Origin of the sequence: Psychromonas sp. SP041 (assembly GCF_000470315.2) — a bacterium.
Classification (GTDB): domain Bacteria; phylum Pseudomonadota; class Gammaproteobacteria; order Enterobacterales; family Psychromonadaceae; genus Psychromonas.
Window position 1 is genome coordinate 12,870 of sequence record NZ_CBRF02000010.1, and the last position, 23,463, is coordinate 36,332.

General features: G+C 36.9%; 19 protein-coding genes. 2 read left to right on the top strand and 17 right to left on the bottom strand.

All coding sequences use genetic code 11. The features are described from left to right. Positions 1–52 precede the first annotated feature (52 nt). The 4 genes from SP041_RS07180 to frsA all read right to left on the bottom strand — a co-directional run bounded on the left by SP041_RS07180 (position 53) and on the right by frsA (position 4,328). Complete coding sequence (locus tag SP041_RS07180) at positions 53–1,300, bottom strand: glutamate-5-semialdehyde dehydrogenase (protein WP_137297496.1); 1,248 nt, start codon at positions 1,298–1,300, stop codon at positions 53–55. 42 nt (positions 1,301–1,342) lie between these two features. Further along, positions 1,343–2,452 carry a glutamate 5-kinase gene (proB, locus tag SP041_RS07185; protein WP_137297497.1) on the bottom strand — a complete coding sequence of 370 codons (1,110 nt, stop codon included), beginning with the start codon at positions 2,450–2,452 and terminating at the stop codon, positions 1,343–1,345. A gap of 191 nt (positions 2,453–2,643) precedes the next feature. Next, a complete protein-coding gene (gene crl / locus SP041_RS07190; RefSeq protein WP_137297498.1) occupies positions 2,644–3,015 on the bottom strand; it encodes a sigma factor-binding protein Crl in 372 nt (123 codons plus the stop codon). A 53-nt stretch (positions 3,016–3,068) separates the two neighbouring features. After that, on the bottom strand, positions 3,069–4,328 hold the full coding sequence (gene frsA, locus SP041_RS07195; RefSeq protein ID WP_137297499.1) for an esterase FrsA: 1,260 nt from the start codon (positions 4,326–4,328) through the stop codon (positions 3,069–3,071). Between the two features lie 81 nt (positions 4,329–4,409). Between frsA and SP041_RS07200 the strand changes: the two genes are divergently transcribed. Together SP041_RS07200 and SP041_RS07205 are read left to right on the top strand one after the other, a co-directional pair. Beyond that, positions 4,410–5,603 (top strand): NnrS family protein, encoded by a 1,194-nt coding sequence (locus SP041_RS07200; RefSeq protein WP_137297500.1) that lies wholly within the window; start codon positions 4,410–4,412, stop codon positions 5,601–5,603. 366 nt (positions 5,604–5,969) lie between these two features. Continuing rightward, a complete protein-coding gene (locus SP041_RS07205; protein ID WP_137297501.1) occupies positions 5,970–6,863 on the top strand; it encodes a GGDEF domain-containing protein in 894 nt (297 codons plus the stop codon). On the opposite strand, the gene tilS is transcribed toward SP041_RS07205, so the two are convergent. The 13 genes from tilS to uppS all read right to left on the bottom strand — a co-directional run bounded on the left by tilS (position 6,843) and on the right by uppS (position 23,393). Continuing rightward, positions 6,843–8,300, bottom strand: a complete 1,458-nt coding sequence (gene tilS, locus SP041_RS07210) for a tRNA lysidine(34) synthetase TilS (RefSeq protein ID WP_137297502.1) — start codon at positions 8,298–8,300, stop codon at positions 6,843–6,845. The two genes, SP041_RS07205 and tilS, sit on opposite strands and share 21 nt — an antisense overlap. A gap of 7 nt (positions 8,301–8,307) precedes the next feature. After that, a complete protein-coding gene (gene dnaE / locus SP041_RS07215) occupies positions 8,308–11,850 on the bottom strand; it encodes a DNA polymerase III subunit alpha (protein WP_240791432.1) in 3,543 nt (1,180 codons plus the stop codon). 6 nt (positions 11,851–11,856) lie between these two features. Then, complete coding sequence (rnhB, locus tag SP041_RS07220) at positions 11,857–12,468, bottom strand: ribonuclease HII (protein ID WP_137297503.1); 612 nt, start codon at positions 12,466–12,468, stop codon at positions 11,857–11,859. 42 nt (positions 12,469–12,510) lie between these two features. Beyond that, complete coding sequence (lpxB, locus tag SP041_RS07225) at positions 12,511–13,650, bottom strand: lipid-A-disaccharide synthase (RefSeq protein WP_137297504.1); 1,140 nt, start codon at positions 13,648–13,650, stop codon at positions 12,511–12,513. Positions 13,651–13,769: 119 nt separating this feature from the next. Beyond that, positions 13,770–14,558, bottom strand: coding sequence for an acyl-ACP--UDP-N-acetylglucosamine O-acyltransferase (gene lpxA, locus SP041_RS07230; protein WP_137297505.1), 789 nt, complete (start codon positions 14,556–14,558; stop codon positions 13,770–13,772). Continuing rightward, positions 14,558–15,010: a 3-hydroxyacyl-ACP dehydratase FabZ gene (gene fabZ / locus SP041_RS07235; protein ID WP_025563197.1), complete on the bottom strand. Its 453-nt coding sequence runs from the start codon at positions 15,008–15,010 to the stop codon at positions 14,558–14,560. Before fabZ ends, lpxA begins: the two co-directional genes overlap by 1 nt. An 11-nt stretch (positions 15,011–15,021) precedes the next feature. After that, positions 15,022–16,044 carry a UDP-3-O-(3-hydroxymyristoyl)glucosamine N-acyltransferase gene (gene lpxD, locus SP041_RS07240; RefSeq protein ID WP_205961181.1) on the bottom strand — a complete coding sequence of 341 codons (1,023 nt, stop codon included), beginning with the start codon at positions 16,042–16,044 and terminating at the stop codon, positions 15,022–15,024. An 8-nt stretch (positions 16,045–16,052) separates the two neighbouring features. Then, positions 16,053–16,562 (bottom strand): OmpH family outer membrane protein, encoded by a 510-nt coding sequence (locus SP041_RS07245; protein WP_025563195.1) that lies wholly within the window; start codon positions 16,560–16,562, stop codon positions 16,053–16,055. A gap of 98 nt (positions 16,563–16,660) precedes the next feature. Continuing rightward, positions 16,661–19,078 (bottom strand): outer membrane protein assembly factor BamA, encoded by a 2,418-nt coding sequence (gene bamA, locus SP041_RS07250; protein WP_025563194.1) that lies wholly within the window; start codon positions 19,076–19,078, stop codon positions 16,661–16,663. A 115-nt stretch (positions 19,079–19,193) separates the two neighbouring features. Next, a complete protein-coding gene (gene rseP / locus SP041_RS07255; protein ID WP_025563193.1) occupies positions 19,194–20,570 on the bottom strand; it encodes a sigma E protease regulator RseP in 1,377 nt (458 codons plus the stop codon). Further along, complete coding sequence (gene ispC, locus SP041_RS07260; protein ID WP_025563192.1) at positions 20,564–21,760, bottom strand: 1-deoxy-D-xylulose-5-phosphate reductoisomerase; 1,197 nt, start codon at positions 21,758–21,760, stop codon at positions 20,564–20,566. The genes rseP and ispC overlap by 7 nt, the downstream gene beginning before the upstream one ends. A 2-nt stretch (positions 21,761–21,762) precedes the next feature. Further along, a complete protein-coding gene (locus SP041_RS07265) occupies positions 21,763–22,614 on the bottom strand; it encodes a phosphatidate cytidylyltransferase (protein WP_025563191.1) in 852 nt (283 codons plus the stop codon). A gap of 50 nt (positions 22,615–22,664) precedes the next feature. Continuing rightward, a complete protein-coding gene (gene uppS, locus SP041_RS07270; RefSeq protein WP_025563190.1) occupies positions 22,665–23,393 on the bottom strand; it encodes a polyprenyl diphosphate synthase in 729 nt (242 codons plus the stop codon). Positions 23,394–23,463: the final 70 nt, after the last annotated feature.

Genomic DNA, 23,463 nt, shown 5'->3' on the forward strand with positions numbered 1-23,463 from the left:
AGTATTTTAGCTTGTTAAGCTAGTTAACTAAAACAATTGGTAAGTAGTTAGCTTAAGAACGAATTAAATTATCGCCGATACCAATCCATTTATAAGTAGTTAGCTCAGGTAATCCCATTGGGCCGCGTGCATGTAACTTTTGAGTTGATACCGCTACTTCAGCACCTAAACCAAATTGGCTACCATCAGTAAAACGCGTACTTGTATTGACATAAACTGCAGCAGAGTTAACTGCATTGATAAACTTGTTAGCCACTGTAAAGTCATTAGTCAAAATACCGTCAGAATGCTCTGAACTATGTTCACGTATATGCGCTAATGCTTCACTTAAATCAGCAACGACTTTTACCCCTAGATTTAGAGATAACCATTCACGAGAAAAGTCACCTTCTTGTGCAAGTTGTGCGTCATCACCTAATATTGCTTTTGCTTTTTCTTCCGCGACTAACGTGACACCTAATGGTAATAAGTGTGCTGCTAGTTTAGGTAAAAATGTTTCAGCAATGTCAGCATCAACTAACAATGTATCTAAAGCATTACAAACACTTGGACGTTGTACTTTTGCATTTTCAATAATCGCTAATGCTTTTTCAACATTTACGGTTTTTTCAGCAAATAAATGACAAATACCAATACCACCAATAATCACTGGAATAGTACTATTTTCTTTACAGAATTTTTGCAAGCCAGAGTTACCACGAGGAATAATCATATCCACATATTTATCTAGTTTTAATAACTCACCGACTAATGCTCGGTCTGTATTTTCAATGTACTGTACTGACGTAGTTGGCAAGCCTACTTTTTTTAATGCCGCTTGAATCAATTTAACCAACACAAGGTTAGAATTAATGGTTTCTTTACCGCCACGTAAGATACTTGCGTTACCTGTTTTTAAGCTTAATGCCGCAATGTCGATGGTTACATTCGGGCGAGCTTCATAAATAACACCCAATACACCTACCGGTACACGGCGTTTACAGAGTTTTAAGCCATTTTCTAATACTTTGCCATCGAACTCTTCGCCAACAGGATCTGAAAGTCCTATTACGCTGCGTAGATCAGCGATCACACCCGCTAAACGTTCTTCGTTTAATAACAGGCGATCTAATAACGCATCAGTTAAACCTGCTGCTTTACCTGCTTCAATATCTTTATTATTTGCTTCAACTATTTCCGCAACATTAGCTTCTAGTTCAATTGCAATTGCCTCAAGAGCGGCATTCTTCGTAGTCGTATCAGTGATTGCCAACTCGTAACTTGCATCTTTCGCTTGTTGACCTATTTGTTGTAAATTCATTTCTACTCCTTTGAACAGATCCTACAGTAGATAGGATCTTAATTATAAAATAACTAGGTCATCTCGGTGTATTACCACTGTGCCATGTTCATAACCTAATATTTCTTCAATTTTATCTGAGTGCTGACCTTTTATTTTTTCGATATCTTCGCTTTTATAACGAACGATACCACGTGCGATCTCTTTACCTTTTTGATTATTAACTGAAACAACATAACCACGTAAAAAGTGAGATTTAATAGATAGAATACCTTTAGCGAGTAAACTACTACCATCATTAAGAATGGCTTTCTCTGCACCTTGATCAACCACTAAAACACCTGCAGAACGAGATCCTGCAAATATCCAATTTTTTCTAGCTTCTAAACGGTTATTTTCAGACACAAATCGTGTGCCAACCGACATGCCATTTGCCGCATCAATGATAACATCTTTACGCTGCCCAGAAGCGATCACCACTTCAATACCAGCTCGGTTAGCGACAGTAGCAGACTCTATTTTTGTCGCCATGCCACCAGTGCCTAAACCGCCAACGCTTCCACCAGCAAGGTTATGAATCGCATCGGTTATCTCAGTGACTTCTGTAATTAATTTAGCATCAGGATTATTGCGTGGATCAGCTGTAAATAAACCTTGCTGATCGGTCAGTAATATAAGTTGGTCTGCATCGGCTAATAACGCAACCAATGCTGATAAATTATCATTGTCGCCCACTTTGATTTCACGGGTAGCAACGGCATCATTCTCATTTATTAATGGAATAATACGGTGCTTTAACAATGTATTAAGTGTGTCACGCGCATTAAGAAAACGCCCTTTATCACCTAAATCAGCACGTGTTAATAACATTTGACCAACATGCAAACCGTATATTTTAAACAGATTTTCCCATTCTCTTATTAATTGCCCTTGACCAACAGCTGCTAGCATTTGTTTATTAGCAACGGTAGGTTCAATATCTGGCATATTGAGATGTTCTTTACCGGCAGCAATTGCACCAGAGGTAACAACAATAATGGGATGCCCTTGTTTATGCAACATTGCACACTGTCTAACAATTTCGAGCATTTGAGCTCGGTCGAGCTTAGTGGTTCCACTCGTTAAAACACTAGTTCCTAATTTAACTACAATTGTTTTTTTATTCGCATTCATTCGTTTATGCTTCGTTTCAAAAAATAAAAAAGGCTCAATTTATCAAGAGATGTATTAATAATAACTGCTATTGAGCTCAAAAAAAAACAGCAACTAAGTGAGTTGCTGTTTCTAGTATACCATTATTGCAGAAATGAAAGAGTCAAAATAAATATTCACTTTCATCGTACTAAACAATATCAATTAAATGTCTAAATAGGTTTTAGTTCGCAACCTACTTCTACATCTATTAAATCCGTTAATTTTGTGACAAAGAGATCAAAAGACTCATCAAGCTGTTTCATTTGCTTCTTATTTATTTTTTTAGCGATCCAGTTAGCTTCAATATCATACATTCCATTGAACCGTTCATAGGAAAATTTGTTATCGTCCCGCGTTACAATCATCCACCAACCAAAAAAGACTCTATTTTCAGGCTCTTCTTCTACATCGACACAGATTTCTAAACAGTCAAAAAAAAATTTATTTTCATCGGACTGTAATTTACGGAAATAAGGTCCCATATCAGTAAATAACTTAAACAAACGACCACGCGATGGCCCTTTTATTAAGATCTCAGGCATATCAGAAGATTCCTTTCATTGTTTTTATGAATAGTAAATAGTTTACCTATCATTTACTCTTGTAAATGTTTTGTCAACCATTTAGCAGAGTATTCTAAAGATTGTAGGTAAGAATCAAAAATAGGCGGCTTATTAATAATCTTCGATTCACTTTCATAGCTTGCTCTGGCAATCAATTTTAAATCCTGTTCATTGCACATAAGGTCTTCAGCATGACCAATGCTTAATAGTGGTGTTTGAATACGTTTTCGCCCAAGTAACCCTTGTTTAATCAGTGAAAATGGCACGCAAAGCTGATATAAATGATTTACATCTGAATGGTTTAATTGCATTCGGCTAGCTAAACAATCTAAGGTCATCGCAGGTAACTTATTAAAATTGTCAAGGCTATCAAAGATACTACCAACAGCGGCACCAACACTCACTCCAGCTCTAACGAGTTTCGGCTCAACGTAAGCAAGACGCGTTAATGCATTGCCGCCCATACGCATCCCCATCAAAGCAACGCGAGATTGATCAACCCAAGGCACTTCTGCCATATACTTTAAAACGGCTTGATGTAAACGAGAGGTATCTTGATCTAATTTTAAGTGGTTAGAAAACCCAACACCTGGCATATCAACCGTTAACATTGCAATACCTGCAGGTTTAAGCAGCTTTTCAAACAAAGGTAAAACATCGCATTGCAGAGCATCAAGCCCTGAGCTAACAATTACAACGGGATGAATAACATCATCATTTGGCAAGTGTAAGTAACAACGAATGCTTTTACCTTCAAACGGCACTTCAACTTCTTTTAATAAAACACTTTTATCATTATCGAATGACTTTCGATAATTACTATGAGCCAACGTCTGAGCTTGAATACTATTCTCATCCCCTTTTAAATGCGGATAACTCGCGACACTGTAATATTGTGATGCAAGGTAATAATATTTTTTAGCTTTGTCTTTATTGCCATCGTTAGCAAACTCATTCGCTTGCTTCTGATATTGCATGGCTTTTTTAGACCATTCGTAACTCCAATTACCAGAGCGAAATCCAATCACTGTATCTAATAATTCAGGGTCACTACGCTTGTTAGTAGAAGCGCTTATTTTTGCCAAGACTTCATAACAGTCAATAATATCTAAACCTTGCCAAGCCCATTGTAATAATTTGAGTAATCTATACCAACCAGCTTGCTCTCCACCATCCATTGTTGAGTTATGCAATTTTGTATTCTTTTTAGAACAGCTGTTTGCAATGAGAGTGGAGGTTTCTTGCATATTAAATTTTTCAGAAAAGAGAACTTCAGATAGGTTTTTCGACATAAGTTCCTCGTTAAATAATAGGGTTTAACTTATCATTTGAATCTAAGCGATATAAGTCAGTTCAGTAAGGTAGAGAATAACATGATCCACATAAGCGACAATGCTAAAGAACAACAATTAATACCTGTATTTAGATTAGGTTTTAGACCTTTTTTCTTAGCGGGCACAATTTTCAGCGTCATTAGTGCATTAATATGGGTTGCATTATTGACTGGTAAAACCACTTTACCTTCGCAAATCCCTCCTAGTTTTTGGCACGCTCATGAGATGTTATTTGGCTTTACTGGCGCAATCATACTTGGCTTCTTATTAACAGCAGTACAAAACTGGACAGGTACTCCGGGCTTAAAAGGCAAAAAATTAGCAATACTATTTACAATATGGTTACTTTCACGCTTAGCTTTATTTTTCCTTCCCCCATCATTATTTTGGATCACCTTTATACTGGAAGTAAGCTGGATGCCACTGGCCACCATTGCCTTAGCAAAATCAGTTATTTCAGCAAAACAATGGAAGAATTTATTTTTTGTTCCTCTTCTTATTATCATGAGCACATTGAATGCAATTAGCTTATTGGCAGTACATTCCTATCAATATATAACATCGCAACAAGCAATTTGGAGTATGTTCTTTTTAGTCTTATTTATTATTGCAGTAATGGGTGGGCGCGTTATTCCCTTCTTTACAGCAAAAGGAACTAACACTGAGAAACCTGTTGTTATATTAGGCTTAGAATATTTATGCCTTGCGCCATTATTATTACTCGCGATTATCATTTGGTTTCCATCATTATCCGCTTTCTCTGTACCGTTAACATTATCATGCGGACTCGCTCATTTAATAAGACTGTTACGTTGGAAGCCGTTAACAACCCTTCCTGTACCTTTATTATGGTCATTACATTTAAGCTACTTTCTACTTGCCTTAGGGTTGATTTTTTATCCTTTAGGCATATTACTGCCTGGATTAGACAGCACCAGTATGATTCACTTATCTGCTATTGGCGGGATTGGAGGGGTGATATTAGCGATGATAAGTCGTGTATCTTTAGGTCATACTGGCAGACCTTTAAATCCGTCTAAATGGATGAATATAGCTTTTATTGCAACAGCCCTCTCTGCGTTAGCGCGCGGATTTTTACCCTACTTATTACCTGATTTACCTTTAATGGCTTATGCAATTAGTGCGCTTTTTTGGTGTAGTGCATTTGTATTGTTTATTATTTTTTATGCAAAAATGTTATTTTCAGCTCGCCTTGATAAACGCCCAGGTTAAGTTCAATACTACTTTTAAGTGCTTGTTTTTCAATCGACAATTTGAGCTCCTTTTAAATACAATGAAGCATTGTGTTTCATTGTATTTAAAGGATAGTTAGCGAATCTCGATTTAATGCCCCAAATTAAACTAACAGTTAAATAAAAAAAAGCGTAAAACCTTACCTTTATTAAAAATATAAATCACAAAACCCACCTCAAGCAACTGATTTAAATGAAAATATAAAAAAACAATACAAATAACTCTTTTGAATTAGATCGAAATGACCTTTTTCATGCCTAAATTGGCATGAATATAGCTTAACTACAGATAGATATTAACAAATGCCAAATTACTGTCATTAACGCTATTAAGAAAGGAAATGATATGGAAACTATCCATAATAATAAACACAGTACCCTAGGACATCGCACTCCGGTATTCACTGTATTTTCTAATGACCCCTTACTAAGCGTTAAAGATAAACTACTAACACTAGAAACATTACAACAAAGTTTAGATTTAAAAGAGATGATGGACAATTTTGCCACCCTAGTGGCAACATTTAACCGCCCTTTAAATATCCGCTTTCAATCTGCTTTTGGTTTTTTTAGCTTGCCAAAATTGCAACAAAATAACTTTACTAAAAACTTTAATTTAGGCTCTTCAGGACAGTCACCAAGATTGGGCACAATGACCTATCAAAGTGAGACGCCCTTTACTGTCAATGAAGATAAACTATTAACCGAATTACATACGTTATTATTACCTAACTTAAAACATGCCTTAAAATTTTCTGAACTAAATTCTATGGTCTACAAAGATTATTTAACGAATATAGGCAATCGAGCGTATTACGAAGAAACTATCTTCCATGCGATTGAGCAAAGTAACCGTGCTAATTTAGGCTTGTCATTGATGGTATTAGACATTAATCACTTCAAAGCGATTAATGATACTTATGGTCACTTAAAAGGCGATCAAGTTTTAAATAGCTTTGCACAAGTATTAACAAAAAGTATTCGGACATCAGATATCGTATTTCGATTAGGTGGAGATGAATTTGTGGTTATTTTACAGCCATCAGCACCTTGCTCAATTGATAAGGTTCATCAGCGTATTAAAGAAGAAATAGACAACAATCCAAGCTTAAAAGAAATTAACTTTTCAACAAGCATTGGTTATAGCCATTGGGAAATAGGGACTAGTGCAACGCAGTTATTTGAGTTAGCAGATCAAAACCTTTATGAAAATAAAGCCCTAGCGAGAATACAACGATAAGTCCATTACAGGAATATTTGATACAGTAGAGGCATTAGGTTGGCAGCGCCATAAACCGACAGCCTCAATTAACTGATTATCCACCAAGATAAATACAACTTGGTCTCGTAACCATGGCGGTACTTGGTATTCATGTAGCAATTTTTTAATACTTCTTGCTTTATTACGCCCTTCAGGCAAACACGTTAACTTTGCGTCAAGGTGTTGACGTAAACAACACTGTATTTGATGTTGTTTAGCCACAGCAGGATCTACCTGAGAAAAATCAACTCCTAACCGATCTTTATCCAACCATAAAAAAGACTCACCTGACCAAGTTAAAGGCTCTTTAAGTGTTTTTATCGATGGTATAGGAACAATGTAAAGCGCCTCTTGATAACGACAAATCGTATTCGATTCTAACTGTAACTTAGGTTGTTTATCGGCGTCAGCAAGCGCAACTTCCTGCCATAATATAGTCAGCTGTTTACTACTTGGATATTGTAATCCATTAGACTTAAGCCAAAAGCGGATAATGTTATTACGCCTTACGTTGCTATAAACTGAAAGCAAGGCAATATCTAATGCTTGGTAAGACGACCGATTAATTAAGCCTTTACCTTCCTTTAATAGATATTTATTTAATAAGCATTCTTGTAAATCTTGTTGTGCTATTTCATCTAATAAGCTTTGCTGATCTTGACATAACAGTGCAGTTCGAGAAACAGATTGAGCCATTGCAGGCCAACGCTGTGTTAATAGAGGTGATATTTGATGGCGAATAAAGTTACGATCAAAATCTATATCTTGATTACTTTCATCTTCAATCCATTGCAGTTGATAAAACTCTGCATAATCGGTTAATGCTTGGCGAGAAAAAATTAATAACGGCCTAACTAAGTGCCCATTAAAAAAAGGCTGAGTACTTCTAATGCCTTGCAATCCAGTACTGCCTGAACCTCTTTTTAGTGCTAATAATAAGGTTTCAAGTTGGTCGTCTTGATGATGCCCTGTCAAAATAACATCGTTTCCTAACATGTGATCTTTAAAACATTGGTAACGAGCATCCCGTGCAAGCGCCTCTAGACTACTTCTTGATTTTTTTTCAATCTTAACGGTAGAGCTTATAAACGGAACCTTTAATTTTTGGCAAAGTTCAGCACAAAACATCCCCCAATGATCTGCATTTTCACTCAGTCCATGATTAACATTATGTGCTATAACACTATAAGTAGGATGACATTTTTTAAAGTTTGCAAGTAAATGTAATAGCACAACTGAATCAACGCCACCACTCAGTGCAACGACAAGTTGTGGTGCTTCATTTACTGGCGTTTCTGATAATAGCTTTTCAGATGAAGAGACTGGAAAGTGCTCCAATATTGAAGTATTTTCAGGCAAGAGGTCTAATAACGCCTTCAAATGTAGATTAAATTTGGCCTCCATCTTATTGTGCATTATTCGCTTAACCTTGATCAAAATGTAAGACTACGTTTGCTTCACCTAATAAACGTCCAAGTTCAAATAACAGATCGTCACTAGGTGTAATAGACCACTCAATACCAAGTTCAATTTCTGTCTGTGCTTGATGGTTTTGGTAATTAATAAACACAGGGCATAAACCACCAGAAGCAGGCGTTAAAATACTTTTTAAACGAGACTCAAATTCTGGCATTGATTGATGTTGTAAGATATTTGATGAAATATTCAAACGTAATTTACTCGCAAAGCGCTCCCTTGCTTGGTCAATGCTCATTACTTCACGCGCATTCATTTTCAAACCGCCATTGAAATAATCTTCACTGACTTGCCCCTGCAATACCACGATATTATCAGTAAATAACAACGCTTCATGTTGGTCTAACAGATCAGCAAAAACAGTGACATCCATACGTGCACTTTTATCGTCCAGGGTCAAAATACCCATGCGTTTACCGGCTTTTGTAACCATCACACGCATCGCTAAGACGAGTCCGCAAACACGGCTATTTTGACCTCGTCCATTAACTGCTAAATTAACTAACTTTAGACAGTTAATTGAACGTAAATGAGGTTCATATTGATTGATAGGATGACCGGTTAAATATAAACCAAGTGTATCTTTTTCGCCTTTTAACCATTGTTTTTCAGGCCACTTTTCTACCACTGAAAACTTGTTCTCAATTTCATCATCATCAGTCGTTAATACGCCAAACAAATCAGATTGGCCTGATGATTCTGCTTTTTTATACTGAGAAGCGGCCGTTAATGCATCACTTAAATTCGCCATTAATGCAGCACGATGCGGCCCTAGGTTATCTAACGCACCAGCAAGAATAAGTTTTTCAATAATACGTTTACCACAACGCTTTAAATCAACACGAGTACAGAAATCAAATAAGTCTTTAAATTTTCCACCTTCAGTTCTCGCTTCGATAATGGCATCAATCGGTCCTTCACCTACCCCTTTAATAGCGCCGATACCGTAAATAATGCGTAGATTTTTATCGACATTAAATTTAAATAAACCTTCATTCACATCAGGTGGGCATAGCGTTAATCCCATATTCTGACATTCATCGACTAAGATAACGACTTTATCAGTGTTATCCATGTCGGCAGACATAACCGCAGCCATGAAATAAGATGGATAAAAGGTTTTCATCCATAGGGTTTGGTAAGACACTAATGCATAGGCAGCAGAGTGAGATTTGTTAAATCCGTAACCGGCAAACTTCTCTACTAAGTCAAATATTTTCATGGCAAGCTCGCCATCAATACCATTCTCAATCGCACCAGATTCAAAAGTAGCACGTTGTTTTGCCATTTCTTCTGGTTTTTTCTTACCCATCGCACGACGTAACATATCGGCGCCACCCAGCGTGTAACCAGATAATACCTGTGCAATCTGCATAACTTGTTCTTGGTATAAAATAATACCGTAAGTGGGTGACAGAATTTCTTTTAGTGACTCATGCTGCCATTTTTCATCTGGATACGATACCACCTCACGACCATGCTTACGTTCGATGAAGTTATCTACCATGCCTGATTGAAGTGGACCTGGACGAAACAAGGCCACTAATGCGATCATATCTTCAAAACAGTCAGGCTGTAGGCGGCGAATAAGATCCTTCATACCGCGAGACTCTAACTGGAAAACAGCCGTTGTTTCATAACGCTTTAGCAGTTCAAAACAAGCCGGCTCAGTAAGATCTATTTTTTCGATATAAATAGGTTCTTCACCACGGTCATGTTTGTGTGCATTCGCCATATCTAATGCCCACTGAACGATGGTTAATGTTCTTAAGCCTAAGAAGTCGAACTTAACTAAACCAGCGGTTTCAACATCATTTTTATCAAATTGTGTGACAGGGTTATTACCTTCATCATCACAATATAATGGTGCAAAGTCTGTAATAGTGGTTGGCGATATAACCACACCACCAGCATGCTTACCAGCATTACGGATAGTCCCTTCAAGAGTACGACACATGTCAATTAAGGCGCGTACATCTTCACTTCCATCATAACGTTCTTGTAAACGAGGCTCTTCTTCAAATGCTTTAGTTAAAGTCATGCCCGGTGTGGGTGGAACTAACTTTGAAATACCATCAACAAAACCATAGGCATGGCCTAATACACGACCTACATCGCGGATAACCGCTTTCGCAGCCATCGTACCAAAGGTAATGATTTGCGATACGGCATCTCGTCCATAAAGTTCTGCAACATGGTCGATTACTTCATCACGTCTATCCATGCAGAAGTCGATATCAAAATCGGGCATAGAAACACGCTCAGGATTTAAGAATCGTTCAAAAAGCAACTCGAATTCTAATGGGTCTAAATCGGTAATTTTTAATGCATAAGCCACCAATGAACCAGCACCTGAACCACGGCCGGGCCCGACTGGAATATTGTTATCTTTACTCCATTGAATAAATTCCATTACGATCAAGAAGTAACCAGGGAATCCCATTTTGTTAATAACGCCTAATTCAATCTCTAAGCGCTCATCGTAAGGTTTTCTTATTGCAGCAAACTCTGGGCTGTCTTTATCGAACAGGAATTCTAGGCGCGCTTCTAGCCCCTCACGTGATGCTTCACAGAAGAACTCATCCATCGGCATGCCGTTGGTTGGGAAATCAGGTAAAAAGTACTCACCTAAGCGTAAAGTAACGTTACAACGTTTGGCTATTTCAACACTATTTTGTAGTGCTTCAGGAATATCAGAGAAGAGTTCACACATTTCTTCTTCGCTACGTAAATATTGCTCTGGACTGTAATCTTTAGGACGTTTCTCATCACCTAGGGCATAACCTTGGTTAATACAGACTCGAATATCATGTGCATCAAACAACGTTTCATCTGCAAAAATAACTTCATTCGTGGCAACAACTGGTAGATCTTGCTGGGCAGCTAAATCAATGGCTAGATGTAAATAATTCTCTTCGTTTACTCGATTAGTGCGAATTAACTCTACATAATAACGATTTGGAAAATGTGTTTTATAAAATGCAGTGATTTCAGCAATGGCAACTTGGTTCCCTTTTAATAGCATTTTACCTAGGTCACCATCTTTGGCTCCCGATAATAAAATAACACCTTCTTGATGCTCTATTAACCAAGATTGCTCTATTACTGCTCGCCCTTTAACATGTCCGCGTAAATAAGCTTTAGAGATAAGCTCAGTCACATTTTTATAACCTTCGGCATTCATTGCTAATGCTGTTAAACGAAATTGTTGGTCGCCTAACAACTCACTCTTAACCCAAAAATCGGCACCAATAATAGGTTTAACACCTGCACCATGCGCAGCACTATAAAATTTGACTAAACCGCAAAAGTTAGTTTGATCGGTTATCGCAAGCGCCGGCATTTTTAGTGCAGCCGTTTTTGCAACGAGCGGTTTAACTTTAGTTAAACCATCAACCATTGAAAAGTCACTATGCACTCGTAGATGTACAAATTTAGGTGCGTTTTCCGATGTAGTTATTATAGATACTTCATTGCTCATTTCTGGCATAACACTCTACTTTGAAGTCAAAGCTAAAATAGCTTTAACTGGTTTAAAACTTTGTCGATATTCATCAGTGACACCATGAGTTTCTATCGCCTCAAAATGTGCTTTTGTTGGATAACCTTTATGTTTGGCAAAACCATATTGAGGGTAAAGCTTATCTAACTCAACCATTTCACGGTCACGTGTCACTTTAGCAATAATAGAAGCAGCACTTATTTCAGCGACGCGTAAATCACCTTTAACAATAGCTTCGCTTGGCATTGCCAAAGCTGGGCAACGATTCCCATCAATAAATACAAAATCAGGCGTAACAGAAAGACCTTCTACTGCTCTTTGCATTGCTAACATAGTGGCATGTAGAATATTTAACTGATCTATTTCTGATGGAGAAGCTCGTCCGATACTAACAGCTAATGCATTTTCATTAATAGCATCAAATAATAGCGCTAACTTTTTTTCACTTAGTTTCTTTGAATCCGTTAAACCTATAATCGGTTTATTAGGATCTAAAATAACCGCAGCGGTAACAACATCGCCAACTAATGGGCCACGCCCTACTTCATCAACTCCAGCAATATATTGTAAGTCAGGGTAAATAACGTCGGGAAAATCTACTTTCATTTCTGGCGGTCTCAATTTTTAGGGCAAATATTTATTAAAAGATTAACGGTTTAATAGCTTAATCACAGCATTGGCTGCTTGTGTATCAGCGTCACAGCGAATTAACTGATGTAATTCAGTAAAAGTATCAATCATCTTCTGCGCATCATGATCAATTAACCGTTGTAGCTCATCTACAATTTTATCAACAGTACAGTCATGTTGATTTAATTCTTTTACCACTTCTTTATCTGCGATTAAATTAGGCAGTGACGTATATTTAATATTAGCTAATGATTTAGCAATTAAATACGTAATAGGTTTTACTTTATAAGCTACAACCATCGGCGCTTTCGCTAACATCGCTTCTAATGCTGCGGTACCAGAAGCTAATAAAACCATATCCGCAGATTGTAAAATAGCACTAGATTGTCCATCAAATAAAGTAATTGGCAATGCAGGTGTAAATTCATTTATTTGTGCTTGAAATTGCTCTTTACGACGATCATTGACCATTGGTACTGTAAATCGATAATCAGGGTATTTTTGATGAATAATCTCAGCAGCTTGTAAAAAGATAGGACCAAGCATTTCAATTTCGGCTTTACGGCTACCAGGTAAAATAGCTAAAACTTTATCATTTAGTGGAATATTAAGTTGCTCTCGTGCACCTGATTTATCACGAATGAGAGGTAACTGATCAGCAAGTGTATGACCAATGAATTGGCATGGCACATCAAATTTATCGTAGAAAGCTTTTTCAAAAGGTAAGAATGCTAACACCAAATCGGTGGCTTTTGCTATTTTATGAATACGCCATTGCTTCCAAGCCCACACAGAAGGACTAACATAATGGATAGTTTTAATGCCTTTTTGTTTTAATTTAAGCTCCACCGTTAAATTAAAATCAGGTGCATCGATGCCAATAAATATATCAGGTGGATTACTAATGAAATGTTGGGTAATTGATTTTCGAATGCGCAAAATACTACGTAATTTACCTAACACTTCAACAAAGCCCATCACCGATAAAGCTTCGAGAGGATGCAAAGCAGTACAACCTTGAGCAATCATTCTAGGACCCGCAATTCCTTCAAAAATAGCATCAGGATATTGTATTTTAAGTGCTTTAATTAAACCTTCACCCAGAATATCACCGGATGTTTCACCTGCTATTAATCCAATACGTAATGGTTTAGTCATTATTTTCTTCTTTTGTATAATTAACGCAACAGCGTATTTACTTTCATATATTAAAATAAAAATCAGGTAAAAAAAAAGGCTCAAAAGAGCCTAGTTTTTAGACGCTATAAGCAAATGCTTTAACGAACAATACCGCGATTTTCATCTGAAATAAAATCTAAAAGGATTTTTAATTCAGGACAATCAGCAACATTTTCTGCAATTTCAGCTTTTGCTTCCGCTAGCGTATTACCGTTACGACATAGTGATTTATAAGCACGTTTGATTTCCATAATCGTCGCACTACTAAATCCATGACGCTTCAAACCTACAGAGTTAATGCCTTGTGCTTGCACATAATTACCTGACGCCATAAAGTAAGGAGGAATATCTTTATTCACAGCAGAACAACCTCCTATCATTGCATACTCACCTACACGAGTGAATTGGTGCAACGCAGTTAACCCGCCAATAATAACATTATTAGCCAGTTTACTATGCCCCGCTAACGTTGCATTATTTGACAAGATAATATTATTACCAAGTATGCAATCATGAGCGACATGTACGTAAGCCATTAACAAACAATTATTACCAATTTTAGTCAGACTTTCATCTTGAGCAGTACCACGATGAATAGTACAACTTTCACGAAAAACATTATTATCGCCAATTTCTAAAAAAGTTGTTTCGCCGTTATATTTTAAATCTTGGCAATCTTCGCCCACTGAAGCAAATTGGTAAATTTTATTACCTTTGCCCATTTTAGTGGTGCCTTTAACGACAACATGTGGACCAATCCAGCAATCATCACCAATTTCAACATTATCGCCGATGATGCTATAAGGACCGACCTCTACGTTCTTTCCAATAATCGCATTCTCATGAATTATTGCAGTTGGATGAATTTTTGCTGTTGAATCAATCATTAAATCTCTCTTCTTGCGCACATAATCATTGCTTGGCAGACTATGTCACCGTCAACTTTTGCAACACATTCAAATTTACCCATTCCACGTCGTTCTTTAAGGTAAATAACTTCTAAGTCAAGTCTATCACCAGGTACAACTGGTTTTCTAAAGCGCACTTTATCAATAGATGCTAAAAAATATAATTCATTTTCAGCTGGTTTACCATAAGTTGCAAAAGCTAAGACACCTGTTGCTTGTGCTAAGGCTTCTACGATCATTACACCAGGAAAAACTGGCGTGCCTGGAAAATGCCCTGTGAACTGAGGTTCATTAAAAGAGACATTTTTGTAACCTGATAATGTTTCACCAGGTACATAATCAACTACGCGATCGATTAATAAAAATGGGTAACGATGCGGTAGAAGATCCATGATCTCCTTAATATCAAGACTATTTAATTCGTTAGACACGATTGATTTCCTTAGTTTTTATCTTCAATTTGTTTCTCAAGTGACTTAACTCGCTTGAATAACTCTTCAATTTTTAATGTATAAGCCGTGGTTTTACGCCACGTCTTATTTTCTTGGGCAGGAACACCTGAAGAGTAAACCCCTGCTTTTTTAATACTACGCATAACCATACTGTCACCAGTAATGATGACATTATCAACGACGCTAATATGGCCATTCATTGCCACACTGCCACCAACAATACAATTTTTACCAATAGTTGTACTACCTGCAACATTGCTGCCGCCAGCAATAGCGGTATGCTCACCAATTTGTACGTTATGTGCAATTTGACATTGGTTATCAATTTTAACACCCTTACCAATGATCGTATCTGATAACGCGCCTCTATCAATTGTAGTACATGACCCAATCTCAACATTATCGCCGATAATCACTTTACCAATTTGTGGGATTTTAACCCAAGTTCCTTGATAAGGGGCATTACCAAAGCCATCTGAACCGATAACAGAATTAGCATGGATAATAACACCACTGCCTATTTGGCTATCATGATAGATAGAAACATTTGGATAAATCTTACAACCTTCACCTAACTCTGTCCCTTGTGCGATCACAGTATTAGCAAAGAGTTGGCTGTTATCGCCAATCTTAACATTCGCGCCAACGACCACATTTTCAGCAATCGCTACATTTTCACCGATGATCGCAGATTCATGTACCTGAGCCGAATCGGCAATCACTACCGAAAGGTTTGGTGTGGTATCAAATAAACGCGCTAACATTGCATAACCCACATAAGGGTTATCCATAAATAAAGCATTGCCTTGGTAAGACTCTTTTAATGCCGTAGGTAAAACAATAGCACTCGCTTGACACTCATCTAAACGAGTTAATAATTTTTTATCCGAGACAAAAGTAATGTCTCCTTGTTTAGCACCATCAAAGGTAGCTAAACGCAGTATCTCTAACTCTCCGTCACCACCTAATTGAGCTGATAACTGAGTTGCTAAACTTGCTAATGAATAAGCCATAATTAAACCTATTTAGTACTGATTTCTTGAATAACTTTGTCTGAAATATCTAAACCTGGTTTTGAGAATACAATTTGTTCTCCATTTAAAATAAGATCATATTGACCTTCTTTAGCAATGGTATTAATAACATCACGAACGACTGCTAACGACTTTTGTTGCTCTTCACTTTGACGACGACGTTGGTCTTCTTCAAATGCTTTACGGCTTAATTTGTACTCAGATACTTTAACTTCAATTTGACGCTGTAAACCTGTCACTTCAGTCTTACCTAATAATTCGCCATCTTTTTTGATTTTAGTTTGTAGTTTTTTAATGTCTTTTTCTAAAGATTGAAGCTTTTCGTAACGGCCTTTAAATTCAGACTCTAACTTTTTAATGATACGTTCGCGTTGTGGAGACTCTTGCATCACTTTTGATGGAAATACCACACCAATTTTTTGTACATCAGCAGCATTAGCCGCAGAAATTGTACCCATTGCAGTTGCTAATGTAATAACTTTAAAAAAGGTCTTCATGTTGTAACTCCGTATTAATAATATTGTTATTTAAATAGATAAAAAGAAGTGCGCAATAAAGCACACTATTTAGATTTACTGTTTAGTTAAGAACCTAACTAAAATGTATCACCGATATTAAATGAGAATACTTCAGTCGTATCACCAGCATAATCTTTTAATGGTACCGCTAAAGTAAATACTAAAGGTCCTAAAGGAGAAACCCAAGTTAACTGAGTACCCAATGACGCACGAATACGTCCAGGTTTAGAAAAATCACCTGCAAAATCACAATTGAATGAACAAATGTCTTTATAGGCATCATAATCAAATTCGGTATCCCACACTTCACCAGCATCAATAAACAAACTACTTCTAACTTGACGAGAATAAGCTTCATCTAAGAACGGTACAGGGAAAATAAGTTCCGCACTTAATGTATATTTTGCATTCCCTCCTATCGAACTATCTGTATAACTTGCAGTTGCATTACCGCTATCTGTCCCAGTATTAATAGCACGAGGACCGATACTATTGCTCGCAAAGCCACGGACGGTACGATAACCACCTACATAATAGTTTTCAAAGAAAGGTAAAATTTGATCACTACCTTCAAATTTTCCATAACCATTTCCGTAACCTAGACTACCTCTTAATAAGGTTGTCCAATCGCCATCATCGCTCAAACGTTGATAATTACGAATATCAAAATTAAGTTTAAAGTACTGAAGGTCAGACCCAGGCACTGTTACTTTAGCGCGTAAGGTATGCGACATCCCTTGGGTAGCAAGCTGCCCTCTATCGAGATTATTACGTGTCCAAGTTCCTGTTAGATCAAAGTTTTTAAAGTTTGCACTACCATCTGAATCTTGTAGTGAACCATAAATATCCCAAAACTTATCTAATTGAGCAAAACCATTTACTTGTGAAATACCATTATTTTCCCATCCAACACTAAGGCCTAAACGGTTAATTTCATTGATAGGGAAACCCGAGCTAAGACGTAATCCATAAGTTGTATTAGTAAAGTCTACGATATTAGCGTCGGCAGCTTCGAACTTATCATAGTAAAGACGAACCCCACCACTGACACCATCTTTAGTCAGATAAGGCGTATCATAGCTAAGGTCTGTACTCACGCTAAAATCATTGAATTTTGTTTGTAATGAAACTTTATCACCACTTCCTAAGAAGTTACTTTGTTGGATACCACCGCTTAAACTAACACCAGAATCAGTACCAAAACCTACACCTGCATTAAAACTACCAGATGACTGTTCTTCAACATTTACATTAACATCCACTAAATCATCACTTATACGGTCAGTGTTAATATCTACTTTAGAAAAGAACCCTAAACGATTTAAACGAGCACGGGAAGTTTCAAGCGCTTCGCTAGATAACCAACCGCCTTCCATTTGACGCATTTCTCGACGTAATACAACATCTTTTGTTGTTGTATTACCCGATATATTGATATGTCGAACGTAACCTCTTTGACCAGGATCAACAGAAAAGTTCACAACAACGGTATTAGTTTTATCATCAACTTCTGGATAGGTATTGATTTCAGGAAAAGCATAACCTAAGCGACCAAAATATTTGCGAATACTTTGTTCAGAAGCAGATACATCAGATGCGGCATAAATATCACCTTTAGCGAATGCAACTAAACTTTTAATATCTTCATCATGTCCAAGTAAATCACCAATGAAAGTAGTATCTTTAACTTTGTAAATATCGCCTTCATTGATATTTACAGTGACATAAACCCCCTTTTTATTAGGTCGTAATGACACCTGTGTTTCATCAATTTTAAAACGAATATAACCTCGATCTAAGTAATAACTTTTAATAACTTCCAAATCACCCGCTAGCTTTTGTTTCTGATAATTATCATCAGCGAATAGATCCCACCAACCACCAGAGTCACTCAACGTTAATCGTTTCAATAATTGCGTATCTGAATAAACATTATTACCAACGATATTAATTTGTTCTATTTTTGCGGTTAGACCTTCACGAAATACAAACTGTACCGAAACTCGATTTCTTGGTAAAGGTGTAATAATAGTTTCAACTTGTGCGCTATATTTACCCACACTGTGATAAAAATCTTCTAAACTTTTTTCAATACTACTTAATGTTGTTCTATCAAGCGCATCACCCACTTGAATAGATGAAGATTTAAGTGAGTCTAATATTTGCTCTTCAGATAATTTATCATTCCCCGTCAACTCAATGGCACTGATCGTAGGGCGTTCTTTAACTTTAAAAATAAGAACAGAGCCATCTCTAAATAGTTGAATAGATTCAAAGTAGCTTGTGCTATATAATTTTTTAACTGCTTGTGATAAATCATAATCATCGACCACATCGCCTTCACGTATTGGTAAACTTAACAAGGCAGCCCCAGTAGTAACGCGTTGAAGTCCTTTAAACTGTAAATCAGAGACAGTAAATTCTTCCGCCGAAGCAAGACTCGTAAAGCACCCTGTGACCGTTAACGTCATAGCCAATAAATATTTCTTAAACATTATTTACAAAATCCTTTAGTGCACTTTGTGCAAAATAATTAAAATGCACTCGTAATAGAGCTAAAAACCAACACAACCAAATGATAACAGTTATCATCATGATTGTGTTCGTATTTTATAATAAATTAAAGTCGTTCAGCAGTGCAATTGACATAAATGTCATTAATACAGCTGCTCCTATTTTAAAGCCAACTTCTTGTATTTTTTCAGAAACAGGTTTCCCTGTTATTGCTTCAATAAAGTAATACATTAAGTGTCCGCCATCTAACACCGGTAATGGAATTAAATTCATAATGCCTAAGTTAACACTAATTAAGGCAATAAAACCTAGGAAGTAAGCTAACCCATAATCAGCACTCATTCCAGCACCTTTTGCAATGCCAACCGGGCCACTTAAGTTTTTAACAGACAAATCACCCGTTACTAATTTAACAAGAGTAGAAAAAGTTAATTCTGTTAGTTGCCATGTTTTATCAAGGCCTTTAGTAAACGCTTCTACTACACCATATTTTAAACTAACTCTGAACTCATCAGGATATACATCTACCTTTGGCGCTAACCCTATATAGCCTTGAAGTATGCCATCGGCAGTTTCACGAGAATCCGGCGATAAAGCTAAAACTTGTTCATCACCTTTTCTTTCAATGGTCAATTTAAGTGAATTATTAGCATTTTTTTGAATAAGTTTAACAAACTGTTGCCAGTCATTTAACTCGATGCCGTCAATTGAAATAAGTTTATCGCCTACCATTAAACCGCTGCGTTGAGATGCACTATCATCAGCAATAGAGTCAGCTACAAGGTACACTTTAGGAGAGTAAGGAACAAAACCTAAGCTTCTGATAACAGATTCTTTTTTGGGATCAAATTTCCAATTGTTTAATGAGACTGTATAAGTTTGGCTTGGTTCATTAACTATTTGTGAGTCAGTACTCATAAATGGTGTAATGCGTAGTTCGAAATTAGATTCACCAATTTGATCAACAAGTAGCAGATTTAAAGCTTCCCAGTCGTTAACAACATGTCCGTTTACTGATGTTATTTGAAATTGTTTTTGTTCGGAGATAACACTTGCAGGTGAATTGTCAGCAACATGGCTAATAATAGGCTTAGCACTGTTTACACCAATAGTATACATCAAGAAAAATGCAACAATTGCTAATAAGAAGTTGGCAATAGGCCCTGCAGCAACAATCGCAATGCGTTGCCAAACTGTTTTTTTATCAAAGGCAAATTCAGACAATTCATCTGATACCTCTTCGACACGTCCATCAAGCATTTTAACATAGCCGCCTAATGGAATAGCAGCAATAACAAACTCAGTGCCATGCTTATCTAATTTTTTAAAAAGTACTTTACCGAAACCAATAGAAAAACGGTGTACTTTCACATTACAACGACGAGCTACCCAGAAATGACCATATTCATGAATCGCGACTAAGATGCTTAAAGCAATAATAAATGCAGCAGTATTCCAAATAAAATCTAACAAACTGTACCTCTATTAATAAATCCAACAGCAGAATCTCTTGCCATTTTATCTATAACTAACAACTCGTCAATTGAAGATACAGCTTGATGCGTTAATTGATTTAACACATGGTCGACAACAGTTGGAATACCTGTAAATTTAATACGTTCATCTAAAAAGGCTTGTACTGCTATTTCATTAGCGGCATTAAGTGTAGTGGTTGCATGTTGCCCTTCATAACAGGCTTGTATTGCTAATTTCAAACATGGGTAGCGATTATAGTCCGGTTCAACAAAAGTAAAGTTAGCACTATTGAAGAAATCAAAGCCTTCTGCACCACTTATAATTCGCTTTTCTCCTCCCATCACATGAGCGATAGGGATTCTCATATCGGCATTACCCATTTGAGCAATAACGCTACCGTCTTTATATTGAACCATTGAGTGAATAACTGATTGAGGATGGATGATCACTTTTAGCTGATCTTTATTCGTATTAAATAGCCACCTTGCTTCGATGTACTCAAGGCCTTTATTCATCATTGTCGCAGAGTCGATAGAAATTTTAGGTCCCATCGACCAATTAGGATGTTTAATAGCAGCATCAGGCGTAATCGCACTAAATTCATTTAATGGTTTATTTAAGAATGGTCCGCCAGATCCCGTTAATAAGATCTTTGAAACACCACCTAAACTTAAGTCGCAATGCCCAATGTTATCTTGTAACGTTGGTGACATAGATTGAAAGATGGCATTATGTTCGCTGTCCACTGGCCATAATTTGGCACCAGACTGCTTCACTGCATCAATAAACAATGCACCGGACATGACTAATGATTCTTTATTCGCTAAGAAAATTTCTTTCCCTGCATAAACTGCAGCAAGTGTTGTTTGCAAACCTGCTGCGCCTACAATTGCAGCCATAACAGAATCTATTTCAGCACTACCTAATAAAGAAAGTACTTCAGTTTCAGGTAACACCTGGCAATTGAGTTTGTGATCTTTTAATTGTTGTTTTAACTTTAATGAAGCTAGCTCATTAGATAACGCGACATAAGCAGGTTCAAATTCGATGCACAGTGCTAACATCTTATCGACATTAGTTGCTGCATATAAAAACTGAACATTGTATAAACCAGGGTTATGACGACATACACTTAACGTGCTATCACCAATAGACCCTGTCGCACCCAATACCGCTAGATTTTTCATCATTAAATTAGCCAGTAGATATAGATAAAGGCAAATACCGGAACAGCAGCTGTTAAGCTATCAATACGATCTAATATGCCGCCATGTCCTGGTAATAAATTACTACTGTCTTTCAAGCCAGCTTCTCGCTTAAACACACTTTCAGTTAAATCACCTAAAGCTGAGACTAAAGTCGTGATGACTGAAGCAGCAAAAAACAATGTCATTTTATCAGACGATATAGCAAAGAAAGAGCTCGCGAAATAAGCAACAATAAGCGCACTTAATAAACCACCAAGCAATCCTTCAATTGTTTTACCAGGGCTCACGTTAGGGGCTAATTTACGTTTACCAAATTTTCTGCCAGCAAAGTAAGCACCAGAATCTGCAGACCAGACCAATAAACACACGTACATTACGAGTTGTGCACCAAAATAAAAGTCATGATGCATATTCATTGAACGTAATACAACGAGTCCCCAAAAAAATGGAATTAACGTTAATAAGCCAAAAATACTTTTGATCACTTTATTTGATCGCCAAAGTGTTGCCGAGGTTGGGTAGCGAACGACCATGACTAAAGCAATACACCACCAAACAGCAGCAACAGAAAGTCCATAAATAATATATTGATTTGGTAACTCACCAGCCCAAATAGCATTTACTGGCATTAACATTAACGTAATACCCAGTATTAAACCAAAAATATAAAGAATGGCAGAAGAAGGTTCTTTACTCACAAAACCAGCCCATTCTTTACTTGCAAGTAAAAACACACCAGCGGCAAATAACATAAAGAATTTAAGTGGTAAAAAGAAAATAGCCGCAATGGCTAATGGCGCTAATACAAGCGCAGTTATAATTCGTTGCTTCACAGAAAATTCCCGTTTTTTATCTGTAGGCTATAAAGTTGCTTCCGGTAAAATTAGCAGTTCACTTGCGCGCTAGTTTGTCCAAAACGTCGCTCTTTACCTGAAAATACATCTAATGCTAATTGGAAGGCTTCGCCATCAAAATCTGGCCATAATACATCAGTAAAATACATTTCAGCATAAGCAAGTTGCCACAATAAAAAGTTACTAATACGATAGTCACCGCCAGTACGAATCATTAAATCAACATCGGGTAAATCACCTAATGTTAATGTATGACCGACTAACTCTTCATCAATATCATCAATATTTAATTCGCCATTTTGAACCTGAGTTGCAATCTTTCTAGTCGCATTAGTCATATCCCAACGACCACCATAGTTCGCAGCAACATTTAATGCTAAACCAGTATTATTTTTTGTTAACTCTTGGCCTTCATGTACTTTTTTTTGTAATCTGTCACTAAAACCAGATATGTCACCAATAATGTTTAGCTTGATATTACTTTTATGCAGTTTTTTTATTTCGCGCCCTAACACAATAAAAAACAACTCCATTAACATACTGACTTCTTGTTCAGGACGTTTCCAATTCTCACTACTAAAAGCAAAAATAGTCAACGCTTCAAGTTTACTATCTCTTGCAAAAGTAATTGTTTTACGCAGCGCTTTTACACCGTGTTTGTGTCCAAAAATACGGTGTTTTCCTTGCCTTTCAGACCAACGGCCGTTGCCATCCATAATGATAGCAACATGCTTAGGGAAATTATTTTCAGGCGTCACAGTAATCCTTTACAAAAAATAAAATGCACCAAATACGAGGTAAAGGTGCATAAATTGAATATGAACTAAA

What these genes read in the sequence shown, in the direction of transcription:
- SP041_RS07205 (WP_137297501.1), top strand. Translation starts at nt 5,970, where the DNA reads ATGGAAACTATCCATAATAATAAACACAGTACCCTAGGACATCGCACT.
- lpxB (WP_137297504.1), bottom strand. Translation starts at nt 13,650, where the DNA reads ATGACTAAACCATTACGTATTGGATTAATAGCAGGTGAAACATCCGGT.
- frsA (WP_137297499.1), bottom strand. Translation starts at nt 4,328, where the DNA reads ATGTCGAAAAACCTATCTGAAGTTCTCTTTTCTGAAAAATTTAATATG.
- bamA (WP_025563194.1), bottom strand. Translation starts at nt 19,078, where the DNA reads ATGTTTAAGAAATATTTATTGGCTATGACGTTAACGGTCACAGGGTGC.
- proB (WP_137297497.1), bottom strand. Translation starts at nt 2,452, where the DNA reads ATGAATGCGAATAAAAAAACAATTGTAGTTAAATTAGGAACTAGTGTT.
- lpxA (WP_137297505.1), bottom strand. Translation starts at nt 14,558, where the DNA reads ATGATTGATTCAACAGCAAAAATTCATCCAACTGCAATAATTCATGAG.
- crl (WP_137297498.1), bottom strand. Translation starts at nt 3,015, where the DNA reads ATGCCTGAGATCTTAATAAAAGGGCCATCGCGTGGTCGTTTGTTTAAG.
- SP041_RS07200 (WP_137297500.1), top strand. Translation starts at nt 4,410, where the DNA reads ATGATCCACATAAGCGACAATGCTAAAGAACAACAATTAATACCTGTA.
- lpxD (WP_205961181.1), bottom strand. Translation starts at nt 16,044, where the DNA reads ATGGCTTATTCATTAGCAAGTTTAGCAACTCAGTTATCAGCTCAATTA.
- dnaE (WP_240791432.1), bottom strand. Translation starts at nt 11,850, where the DNA reads ATGCCAGAAATGAGCAATGAAGTATCTATAATAACTACATCGGAAAAC.
- tilS (WP_137297502.1), bottom strand. Translation starts at nt 8,300, where the DNA reads ATGCACAATAAGATGGAGGCCAAATTTAATCTACATTTGAAGGCGTTA.
- SP041_RS07245 (WP_025563195.1), bottom strand. Translation starts at nt 16,562, where the DNA reads ATGAAGACCTTTTTTAAAGTTATTACATTAGCAACTGCAATGGGTACA.
- rnhB (WP_137297503.1), bottom strand. Translation starts at nt 12,468, where the DNA reads ATGAAAGTAGATTTTCCCGACGTTATTTACCCTGACTTACAATATATT.
- SP041_RS07180 (WP_137297496.1), bottom strand. Translation starts at nt 1,300, where the DNA reads ATGAATTTACAACAAATAGGTCAACAAGCGAAAGATGCAAGTTACGAG.
- ispC (WP_025563192.1), bottom strand. Translation starts at nt 21,760, where the DNA reads ATGAAAAATCTAGCGGTATTGGGTGCGACAGGGTCTATTGGTGATAGC.